Below are 10,407 nucleotides of genomic sequence, written 5' to 3' on the forward strand. Positions count from 1 at the left end.
TTGAAGAATATAGAAGGTGGATATTTTTATTTATTAGAAGATGTGTATTTTGATATAAAAGATTTATTAGAAGATTTAATGCTTTATAGAGTACATGAAGATGAATATAAAAACGAAATAGAAAATATAATAAATATGTTTGATGAAGATTTAGATAGTGAGAAAATATATATTGATAAGAATAATAACTTAAATGTTATTAATAAAGTATAGAAAGTTACAACTAATAGAACCAAATTTGATGATTATGATAGTTTTTGAATAAAACTAGACTTAAATAGAACTAAATTACCATAGAAATATATAAAATAGTAAAAAATGTAGAAAGTATATATGCTTTCTACATTTTTAATATTATAGTATTTTAAATTTAAGAAATGTATTATATATTTTATAATTAATATATTTTATTGACATTTTATGATTGAAAAATATAAAAACTACTTCTTGCGAAAGTAATTGATTTGTTGTATTATAATTTACATGAATATGGAAGACAATCTTAGAAGCTGTATTATAAAAGTACATATATTTAAATTTTTAACAAATAACTTATTTATTAAAAGATGAAGGGTAGGATGAGGTTATGGGATTTAAAGAAGTAAAAATTGAAGAACTACAATTTAATCCATTCACTAAAATTGGTAAAGAGTGGTTACTTATAACAGCAGGAAACTCAGACAAATTTAACACAATGACTGCAAGCTGGGGTGGTGTTGGAGTATATTGGAGTAAAAATGTTGTAACAACTTACATAAGACCACAGAGATATACAAAAGAGTTTGTAGATAATAATGACGCATTTACAATTGCATTTTTTGATGAAAAATACAGAGAAGCTTTAAATATTTGTGGTACTATTTCTGGTAGAGATATAAATAAAGTAGAAAAAGCAGAACTTACACCATATTTTGTAGATGATACAGTAGCTTTTGAAGAAGCTAATATGATTCTGGTTTGTAAAAAATTATATCATGATACTATGCCACCAGAAAACTTTGATGCTAAAGAAAATGATGAAAAGTGGTATCCAAATAAAGATTATCATACTATGTATATATCAGAAGTTGTAAAGGTTCTTATAAAAGAATAGATAAAATAAATTAAAAAATATTTTTAATAGTAAATAGGTATTTTCTTTTAATTACTATTAAATAGACATTTTTTATTAAAAGATGAACTCTACTTTCTAGAGTTCATCTTTTTTATTTACTTATATAGAAGTATTTATATGAAATATTTAAAGGTATTTCATATGTATTTATGTATCTATTAATTATCTGCATTTATTGTACTTAGTTTATTTTAAGAGCGATTATTTTAAAATGAGATTTACTGAATATATAGTCTTAAAAGTATAAATGTTAACTGATAAAAATATATATTATATTAGGTATTTTAAATAAATTTTTATAATAAAAGGGTGATTTTTTATGGAAAGTATAACTAGTTATTTTAGAACAATAGTATGTGTATTTATATGTTTATCATCTGCGTTTATATTTATTCAATTAGCTAGAGTTTTTATTAATAAGAAAAAAACTAGTATAAAAAATAAGTCAAAAAAAGGTTTTCGTTATGATAGAGATTTAATTGAGACAAGGAGAGAAAAAACATATACACAAGATAGAAATAATGATAAAAATAAGAATATTGATAAGAAATTAAAGGGAGAAAAAGTATTCAAATATGATAATGGAGATTTATACAAAGGTGAGTTTATTGATGGGAAGAAAAATGGATTTGGAACATATATTTTTTCAAGTAAGGAAAGATATGAAGGGTTATGGAAAGACGATAAGATGCATGGAATAGGTAAATATACTTATAGAGATGGTTCAATATATACAGGAGAATTTAAATATGGTTTAAAAAATGGTCTAGGAAAATTAACTTATCCAAATAATGATATATATAAGGGCTATTTTTTGGATAATAAAAAAAATGGCAAAGGTATATTATATAAAAGTGATGGAAATAAGCAGGCAGGAATATGGGAAAATGATGAACAATGTAAAAGTTTAGATTTTAAAGAATTAAGCAATAAAGAATTAAATAATAATGTTTATCAAAATAGATTAAATGATAATAAGATAAAAATTTAGTTATTATAGTAAAATAATCCTTATTCATAATAAAATATCTACTGTATCTTTAGTAAAATTTGTAAAAATTTCATATATCATATAAAATTAAGTATTGATTAGTATATTGCATAAATATAGAATATAAATATATCCATTTGATAATAAGGAGAAGAGATATGAGAGAATATGTAGTTGTAGATTTAGAAACTACAGGATTAGATCCATATAAAGGTTGTGAAATAATAGAGATAGGAGTAACAGAAATAAAAAATGACGAAATTGTAAAAAACTATTCAAGGTTAATAAAACCTAAGGGTATAATTTCTTCATTTATAACAGAATTGACACATATAAGTAATGAAATGGTAGAAAAAGAGGAGTCTTTAGAGTTGGTTTTACCTAGATTTAGAAAATACATAGGTGATAGAACTATAATTGCACATAATGCAAAATTTGATTTAAAGTTTTTAAATTACTATCTTAGAAGGTTGGACTTAGAGCCAATAAATAATTATATATGTACACTAGAATTATTAAAAAAATGTAAAAGTTATAAAGGAAAAAATAAGAAGCTTGAAACAGCTTGTGCTTATTACAATATAGAGAATATAAATGCTCATAGAGCTGATAGTGACACTTTAGCAACTGCAAAGCTATTTTTAAAAATAAAAGATGAATATTAATCGCAAATATAGAGAAAATTAGTGAAAATATCCTTTATAAAATTGACCCTTAAACTTACAATTTTGTTCTTTGATTTATTTTGTGGAACAATGTATAATGTACCTTATATAAAGAAGGGAGACTAAAATGGGTTATTACAATGATGATGATAATAATAAAATAAGACGTAAAAAAGTCAGTAATAATAAAGATAGTAATAAAAAATCTAAACATTCTTATACTTCAACAAGTAAAAAAAATAAAAATTCTCAGACAGCCTCTAGTAAAAGAATGAATGAAAAGGTAGATTCACAAAATATTATAAAAAGAGATAGTTTTACAAGAGATAATGTAAGACCTTTAAATACAGATTATGGTCAAAGAGATAGAAGAAGAGTTGAGTACAAGCAAAGAGATAGAAAATTAAAAAGTAAAAAAAGAAGAAAGCAAAAGAGAATTAAAATAGCTAGAGCATTATTATCTGTTATGCTAGTGGCACTCATTATATTTTCAGTGGCAGGTGCAATTTTTACAGTTTCAGCTATAAAAGGCTCACCTGAAGTCACTAAAAAACTAATTAGGTCTAAATATATAAGTAGTGAGGTTGTCAGTATAAAACAAATGCCAAAGGACTTAAAACAGGCTATAGTTTCCATAGAAGATGAGAGATTTTATAAGCATAAAGGAGTGGATGTTATTTCTTTAGCTAGGTCAGTACTTAATAATGTATTTACAGACACAACACAAGGTGGAAGTACTATAGATATGCAAGTTTCAAAAAATCTGCTTACAAGTGATGATAAAACTATGAAGAGAAAAATAAGGGACATGTATAATGCAAAGCAAATGAATAAGATTATGAGTAAAGATGAAATCCTTGAAGCGTATCTAAATAATATGTATCTAGGAAAAAATGCATATGGAGCTGCAAAAGGAGCTGAAGTGTATTTTGGTAAAAAAGTTGGAGAGTTAAACCTATCTGAATGTGCTATGCTTGCAGGTATGACCAATAATCCTGCTAGGTATATTGACCATGGAGAGGCTAAAAAGAGACAGTTGACTGTATTGTATAAGATGCATGAGCTTGGTTATATAACTGATAAGGAATACAGAATAGCAAAAGCTGATGACACTCCATTTAAATCAGAAATTGATTAAATTTGTAAAAAATGTAGTGTTTTCAATGATTTGAATAACTGAAAATGTAACAAAATAGGTTATTTGCCACCAATTTGCCACCATATTATAATTCCGGTGGCAAATTTACTTTATAATGTCTTTAAAAATATTTACAGTTTTATCTTTCACAGTTTGTACCTTAATGAAGGAAGGAGTTAGAGAAAAGAGTTGATTTTTATTTAGAGTGTTAGTTTAACAGTTAGATTTATATATATTTATTCTTTTTTAAGAAATATATATTGTTTTTCAAAAACTAAAAAGTCACTCTTAGTAAAAGAGTGCTTTTGGGCTTGATATAAAAATTGAGTATTATAAAAAATAACTTACTATAGTGGATTATAAAACTACAATCTATTGTTATAGAGTGAAGTTTCTTTTTGTTTTTGATATTATTTTACATCTTCATTATATCGAATTTTATAAAAAATAAAATATAAGGATTATAATATAAAAAAGAAATATATTTGAGTTAAATTTGTATCATTTAGTATAAGATTATTTAAAAGTAGATAAAACTAAAAAGGGTTCTCTAGAAAATAAAATCTATTTAATTATACTTACTTACCAATACCATCACTTGGTGCAAACAAGATTCTACTACATTTTCTCCGTACTCTAGTATAAAATCTTCTAACTGTGTATCTATAAAATCACAATAATCATATGAACTGTCAATATATGCAGTCAACATGTGTGTACATCTATCCATTTTATCTTTAAACATATATATTATTATCCCCCTAAAAAACTTTCATAAAAACAAAAAGAAAAATATCTTTTTGGCAACTGGCTGACATAACTCATAAGATACTTTATAAGTCTTAGTCCCTATAGCTTTGCGTCACTAAATTTCTCTAGTTTTGCCGATTTAGTTTTATTCTACACCTATATAATACTAGAATATAATCCATTATTCAATATTATTGTGAGAAAATAAAAAAAATTTTAAATTATGAAAAATATTTTTCTTCAAAAAACAAAATAAATGCATAAATTATATGGAAATACTTCTATGTGATTGTGTGTTAAAAAGCACATATCATTAATTTAGTCTAGTAAAAATTTTATGAAATGACAGATTATGAAAAAAGAAGAATTTAAAAAAATTTATATGGTAAAAATTGGATGCAAAGGTTTTCTTTAATTCTCTTGCATATAAGACTCTATTGAGATAGAATTTATTTATGCATAAATAGACTTACACTATAGTGTGGTAGTAAAGCAAATAAAGTATCTTGGCTTTGAAACAAGAGCTTTTTAAAAAACATACATAAAAATTTAATATCAAAAGTGATTTAAAGATTAGTCTAGTTTATTTCCCCAAAAAGTATTATAATGTTCTTTGTGTGTAAAAAAGAATATTCATAATTAGATACTACTCAAGATAAAAAATATTAATATATTGTTGTTATTAATAATATAATAAAAGTTTTAATGAATTATATTATTAAATCTAACTTTTAATATTTTAAAAAAGATTAGAAAATTAACATAAAATGCAAAAATTCACAATTTTTTCATAAAGTATTTGACTAAAAAATTCTCTTGTTGTAGAATTATGTTAGAAAGAGTTTTGGGGGAGGTGTAAATAATGATAAGAAAAATACCACAAGCAGAACTAAAAGTAATGAAATTTATTTGGAGAGTAGATGCTACAGTAACATCAAAAGATGTTATTGAAGCAATGGAGCAAAAATATGGATGGAAACAAACCACAACACTGACACTTTTATCAAGACTAGTAAAAAAAGAATTCCTACATGCTCAAAAAATAGATAGGTATACACATTACACAATAGTGGTTAAGCATCAGGATTATTTAAACTTTGAGACAAAGGATTTCCTAAGCAACATACATAATGATTCTTTGGTAAGTTTAATGTCAGCTTTACATGAGGATGAAGCTATAGATAAAAATAAGCTAGATTTTCTAGAAAATTACTTTGATAATTTAAAGGATGAATAGTTATATGGTACAAGTTTTTGAAAATCTTATACAGACAACTATTATATGTAGTCTTGGTATTTGTCTATTATTATTTTTGAAAAGATATTTATTTAAGAATTTTAGTAAAAGGTTCAATTATTATATTTGGTTAATAATAGTCTTTAGGATGTTGCTTTTTATGTTTAATTATACAATAGTGTATGAAGTAAAAGAATCAAAAAGCAATCCAGCAGTAGGAAATAATATTACACGAATCAATATTCCTACAGATAATAATTTTATGTTGTATTTAGCTTATTTATGGATATTTGTAGCTATAGTTATTGCAGTATATACGTTTGTAAAGTATACAAAATTTAAAAATCTTGTAGTTGATGTATCTTATGATATAGAAGATGATGAAGTTAACTGTCTTTACAAAGATTTACTGAAAGAGTTAAATATAAAAAAGAAAATTGAATTAAGAGGTTCTGATGAACTGATAAGTCCAGCAGGTATGGGATTGTTCAAATCGTACATATTTTTACCAGATTATCCTTATAGTAAGGATGAGTTAAATTGGATTTTAAGACATGAGTTAATGCACTTTAAAAACAAAGATCTTTTGATAAAGTTTGCAGTATTATTTGTGAAAATAATATATTGGTTTAATCCACTTGTTTATATAATGAGTAATAGAGTAAATATCGATTGTGAATTATGTTGTGATGAAAGTGTCTTGAATGATTGTTCTTTAAAAGAGAAGAAAGAATATGCATTAGCACTTATAAAGTCAATTAAGTTAAGTAAAAATTATCAGAGTGGGATTTTAACTACAGAATTTAATAAGACGAATCTTGAGAGAAGATTAGATAGTATAATTGATAGAAAAACTAAAAAAGGTATTTTTTTAATAATAGTGTTATGTCTACTTTCAGGTTCTACATTTTTAAAATTTGAGTCAATTGATTTTACTATTAATTCAAATGTATTTTCAAATTTGCCAGATAAAGCAAGTAGAGGATTTACAAGAGGAATAGGATATGATTATCAATAATAAAAATCTTTAAAATAAGATTTTTATAAATATTTAATAAAGATATATCAATTAAGGAGGTTTTATGTTAAAAAGATTAAAAAAAACTTTAGCTATCACAAGTATATTAGTACTTGCTTTTAGCAGTATTTCGTTTGCTAACCCTGTTGACGAAAATAATGTAAATTATGAAGAGTTAGGTGATCCTGTAGCGAGTGCTACAATTAGAGGTTATGATTTTACATATGAAAATGCACCTCAAAAAGTAAAAGAAGAATATGAAGAGACATGTAGAGAATTAAATATTACTCCTAAAGCTGATGATGACATATTTATTCCTGAGCAACTTGCGAGTACTTATCTTATTACAAGAAGTACATATGGATATATTTATGGAGAATATGTACTTGATTACTATGTGTCTAGTTTTAGAGTAACTGGAAAAAAATCATATACTGTTTCAACCGAAACAACAGTTGGTTATGGACACACAAAAAGTGGTAATCCAGTACATTTAACACAACTTTTAGTAGGTATTAGAAATCACCCTGTAAAAACAGATAGTTTATTTGGAGATGATACATATAATGCTGTTAAAACTTGTCAAAGGGAATTTGGAATATCTGCTGATGGCATAGTTGGAAAATCTACTTGGAGTGCATTTGGAATACGTCTATAGTAAATATTAAATTTTATTAAAACTTCCTAATTAATATAGAATCAAATTATATTAATTAGGAAGTTTTTTTATTAATTAAGAGATAAACTTTAATAGAAGTATATGAATGTATAAGAGAAATGTAAGAAATTTTACTATATTTTCTAAGATTGTAGATACTAATAAAATTATTACTACTTATAGCAAGTTAGAATTTTATTTATTGAAAGCTTATTTCCATACAACCCTACTATCAATATCCTTAACCTCTTGACAACCAGTCAAAATCATAGTCTCACATAACTCATTTCTAACCTTATCTATAAAAAACTCAACACCATCAAGACCACCACCAAAAGAAGCAGTAACAAAAGGTCTTCCCATTAAAACAGCATCAGCACCCAAACCTAGCATCTTAACCACATCAACACCAGTTCTAACACCACCATCAGCCAGTATAGTTATCTTTCCTTTTACAGCCTTAGCTATATCTGGAAGTACCTCACAAGTACCAGGCGTATAATCAAGTACTCTTCCACCATGATTTGAAACAACAATAGCACTAGCTCCAGACTCTACAGCCATCAAAGCATCCTCCACAGTCATAATCCCTTTTATTATAAAAGGCAATCTAGTTGCTTCAACCAACTCTCTAATCTCATCAACTGTCTTAGGTGAAAAAGGATTTTCTTGAAGTTGATTATTAATCAATCCACAAGCATCAAGGTCTACACCAACTGCAAAAGCACCAGCTTCTTCAGATAATCTAATTTTTTCTATTATCTTTGAATTTTTCCAAGGCTTTATAAATACAATTCCATCTCCAGCATTATCTTTTAAAACATCTAAATTATTCAATAAAAAAGTATCTACATTGGTATCGCCAACCATGGCATAAATCCCAGAATTAGAGCAACCTCTAACAACAGGTTCTATATATTCTTTTTCAGAAATTTTACCACCCATATTTAACATAGTACCTGACACAGGAGCCGCAAATATAGGAGCACTCATTTTTTTACCAAATAACTCTATAGTAGTATCTGGATTTGAAACATTATGTATTACTCTCATATTTATCTTTACTCTTTCCAAGCTTCTTCTATTCTCTATAAAAGAAGAGCCACTTCCTTTTCCTCCCATGCCAGGAACATTTCCAGCACAAGCTAATCCATTACAAATCCTACAGACTTTACATTTTCCATTAAAGTTCTCTCTAGCAGATTTTAATAATTCATTATAGTTCATATCAAATTCTCCTTTTCGTTATATTAAAATTGAGTATTACTATATTGAAAATATCTTAATTGTAAATGAAGAGATGATATTGTGATTAGTTAAACTGAATAATACATATTAGATATTTTATTATTGTAGGTAAGTAAATTATAGCATATGAAATAAATAAAATTTAAATAAACTTAAATTATTTTTGTTGATATCGTGTATATATAAGATATTTATTAAAATTCAAAAAGGCTATATATAGATTTTTTTTATCTATATATAGCCTTTAAATATAGTTTTTAAATTTATGTCAATTTCTTTTTTATTAATGAATAAATAATATAGAATACAATATACAAAAAAGTTGCTCAAAATGTTAGGCTAATCCCCATTTACAAAGCAACATCATTATGCTATGTAAATTTGAATCAACAATGTTTTCACCATATTTCATCATAAAGTCATCTAATTGTGTGTCTATAAATGAATAATATCCACTTATGCTATCAATATATGCAGTCATTAAGTGTATACATTCATCACTTTTATCTTTATACATCTGTATCTCCCCCTATACAATATATAAAATTTGATACTAAATCGTATCTTAAAAAATAATTAAGTGTGTTACATTTATATCCAATCTCTATATTTATATCCTTATATTAATAGGTAAAGTGAATTTTGACAATAGGTTTTGAAAAACTGGATGTTCAAAACGTAAAGTTGGGTTTTAAGATAATTAAGTAAGTTATATGTATACAATATATGTATATAACTTGTTTAATTACAAATATTATAAAATTATATAACAATTACTTTTATTAAGAATGTTTAAGTGGTAGAATAACTTGGGAGATTAATAATTATTAGGAGGACATAATATGAGTTTGTACAAGTTTATATATGAAGATAAGGAATATTCATTAAAAGAGGATAATTGCAGTGCTTTAATAAATGATGAAGAAAGTCCAATTCAAGGAATAAGTATTCCAAAAATAATTGAGATACTTAATGAATCAGAAGAGGTTGATTTTGATATAGAATACTATCAAGAAGCATGCCCATTATGCTTGGAGGGTGTAAAAGAAAAGAAAAAATTCTTTCCATTTTTAGAATATCATTTTTATATTTTTAGTAAAGATGGAAAATATGTAATAAGTAATATATCTAGTGATTATAAAGGGATGTCTTTTAATAAATTATCAAGAGCAAATAAAGTTGATAATAGTTATATTGTAAGTGTGATAATTTGCGAAAATTGTCAAGATTATATAATTCAAATAGAAAATTGTATAGTTTAGTGTAACTTATGTCTTAATTTAGGAGAAATTTCTGAATTAAGACACCGACTTTTTTCAAAAATAGTATGGAAAATTACTAAATTTATGAGATAATGAAAGTCGGAGGTGGGTTACAATATATAATAAATATTTGGAAGATATAGATAGTATAATTTTAGACTCAATGTTTAAACTGACCTTGAATGAAAAACTATTAAATAAGAATGACTTTTTTGAAAAAAGAATTGATGAAATTAACAATTCAATTAATTACTACAAAACTGAACAAAGTAGTTTAATGTTATTAAAATTAAATTTTTTATTAGCTTTACTGTATGGTATTCAAG

11 protein-coding genes, 2 pseudogenes and 1 riboswitch are annotated in these 10,407 nt (G+C 25.1%); of the genes and pseudogenes, 10 read left to right on the top strand and 3 right to left on the bottom strand.

Going from position 1 to position 10,407, the window contains the following annotated elements:
* The 5 genes and pseudogenes from KGF50_RS17780 to KGF50_RS17800 all read left to right on the top strand — a co-directional run.
* Positions 1–213, top strand: a pseudogene (locus KGF50_RS17780) (exonuclease); the annotation flags it as partial.
* Between the two features lie 373 nt (positions 214–586).
* Complete coding sequence (locus KGF50_RS17785) at positions 587–1,093, top strand: flavin reductase (RefSeq protein ID WP_227849299.1); 507 nt, start codon at positions 587–589, stop codon at positions 1,091–1,093.
* Positions 1,094–1,433: 340 nt separating this feature from the next.
* The gene (locus tag KGF50_RS17790; protein WP_227849300.1) at positions 1,434–2,105 is read left to right on the top strand and encodes a hypothetical protein; all 672 of its coding nucleotides are present in this window, start codon (positions 1,434–1,436) and stop codon (positions 2,103–2,105) included.
* 158 nt (positions 2,106–2,263) lie between these two features.
* Positions 2,264–2,770, top strand: a complete 507-nt coding sequence (locus KGF50_RS17795; RefSeq protein WP_227849301.1) for a 3'-5' exonuclease — start codon at positions 2,264–2,266, stop codon at positions 2,768–2,770.
* A 127-nt stretch (positions 2,771–2,897) separates the two neighbouring features.
* Positions 2,898–3,908, top strand: a complete 1,011-nt coding sequence (locus KGF50_RS17800) for a biosynthetic peptidoglycan transglycosylase (protein ID WP_227849302.1) — start codon at positions 2,898–2,900, stop codon at positions 3,906–3,908.
* Between the two features lie 568 nt (positions 3,909–4,476).
* On the opposite strand, the gene KGF50_RS17805 is transcribed toward KGF50_RS17800, so the two are convergent.
* A complete protein-coding gene (locus KGF50_RS17805) occupies positions 4,477–4,653 on the bottom strand; it encodes a hypothetical protein (protein WP_227849303.1) in 177 nt (58 codons plus the stop codon).
* Positions 4,654–4,707: 54 nt separating this feature from the next.
* Positions 4,708–4,804: riboswitch (cyclic di-GMP riboswitch) on the bottom strand.
* A gap of 716 nt (positions 4,805–5,520) precedes the next feature.
* On the opposite strand from KGF50_RS17805, the gene KGF50_RS17810 reads away from it, so the two are divergent.
* From KGF50_RS17810 to KGF50_RS17820, 3 genes are all read left to right on the top strand, one after another.
* Positions 5,521–5,895: a BlaI/MecI/CopY family transcriptional regulator gene (locus KGF50_RS17810; RefSeq protein WP_255287733.1), complete on the top strand. Its 375-nt coding sequence runs from the start codon at positions 5,521–5,523 to the stop codon at positions 5,893–5,895.
* A complete protein-coding gene (locus KGF50_RS17815; RefSeq protein WP_413926837.1) occupies positions 5,888–6,913 on the top strand; it encodes a M56 family metallopeptidase in 1,026 nt (341 codons plus the stop codon). The genes KGF50_RS17810 and KGF50_RS17815 overlap by 8 nt, the downstream gene beginning before the upstream one ends.
* A gap of 64 nt (positions 6,914–6,977) precedes the next feature.
* Complete coding sequence (locus tag KGF50_RS17820; RefSeq protein ID WP_227849305.1) at positions 6,978–7,571, top strand: peptidoglycan-binding domain-containing protein; 594 nt, start codon at positions 6,978–6,980, stop codon at positions 7,569–7,571.
* A 210-nt stretch (positions 7,572–7,781) separates the two neighbouring features.
* On the opposite strand, the gene KGF50_RS17825 is transcribed toward KGF50_RS17820, so the two are convergent.
* The gene (locus KGF50_RS17825) at positions 7,782–8,798 is read right to left on the bottom strand and encodes an alpha-hydroxy-acid oxidizing protein (RefSeq protein WP_227849306.1); all 1,017 of its coding nucleotides are present in this window, start codon (positions 8,796–8,798) and stop codon (positions 7,782–7,784) included.
* Between the two features lie 355 nt (positions 8,799–9,153).
* Positions 9,154–9,336, bottom strand: a complete 183-nt coding sequence (locus tag KGF50_RS17830) for a hypothetical protein (protein ID WP_227849307.1) — start codon at positions 9,334–9,336, stop codon at positions 9,154–9,156.
* 325 nt (positions 9,337–9,661) lie between these two features.
* On the opposite strand from KGF50_RS17830, the gene KGF50_RS17835 reads away from it, so the two are divergent.
* Positions 9,662–10,081 carry a DUF3785 domain-containing protein gene (locus KGF50_RS17835; RefSeq protein ID WP_227849308.1) on the top strand — a complete coding sequence of 140 codons (420 nt, stop codon included), beginning with the start codon at positions 9,662–9,664 and terminating at the stop codon, positions 10,079–10,081.
* Positions 10,082–10,211: 130 nt separating this feature from the next.
* A pseudogene (locus KGF50_RS17840) lies at positions 10,212–10,407 on the top strand (GGDEF domain-containing protein); the annotation flags it as partial.

The sequence above is a fragment of the Clostridioides sp. ZZV15-6598 genome, from assembly GCF_020657705.1.
Classification (GTDB): Bacteria; Bacillota; Clostridia; order Peptostreptococcales; family Peptostreptococcaceae; genus Clostridioides; species Clostridioides difficile_F.

Coding starts and splice junctions, on each gene's coding strand:
- KGF50_RS17790 (WP_227849300.1), top strand. CDS start 1,434: ATGGAAAGTATAACTAGTTATTTTAGAACAATAGTATGTGTATTTATA.
- KGF50_RS17785 (WP_227849299.1), top strand. CDS start 587: ATGGGATTTAAAGAAGTAAAAATTGAAGAACTACAATTTAATCCATTC.
- KGF50_RS17805 (WP_227849303.1), bottom strand. CDS start 4,653: ATGTTTAAAGATAAAATGGATAGATGTACACACATGTTGACTGCATAT.
- KGF50_RS17815 (WP_413926837.1), top strand. CDS start 5,888: ATGAATAGTTATATGGTACAAGTTTTTGAAAATCTTATACAGACAACT.
- KGF50_RS17820 (WP_227849305.1), top strand. CDS start 6,978: ATGTTAAAAAGATTAAAAAAAACTTTAGCTATCACAAGTATATTAGTA.
- KGF50_RS17830 (WP_227849307.1), bottom strand. CDS start 9,336: ATGTATAAAGATAAAAGTGATGAATGTATACACTTAATGACTGCATAT.
- KGF50_RS17795 (WP_227849301.1), top strand. CDS start 2,264: ATGAGAGAATATGTAGTTGTAGATTTAGAAACTACAGGATTAGATCCA.
- KGF50_RS17800 (WP_227849302.1), top strand. CDS start 2,898: ATGGGTTATTACAATGATGATGATAATAATAAAATAAGACGTAAAAAA.
- KGF50_RS17825 (WP_227849306.1), bottom strand. CDS start 8,798: ATGAACTATAATGAATTATTAAAATCTGCTAGAGAGAACTTTAATGGA.
- KGF50_RS17810 (WP_255287733.1), top strand. CDS start 5,521: ATGATAAGAAAAATACCACAAGCAGAACTAAAAGTAATGAAATTTATT.
- KGF50_RS17835 (WP_227849308.1), top strand. CDS start 9,662: ATGAGTTTGTACAAGTTTATATATGAAGATAAGGAATATTCATTAAAA.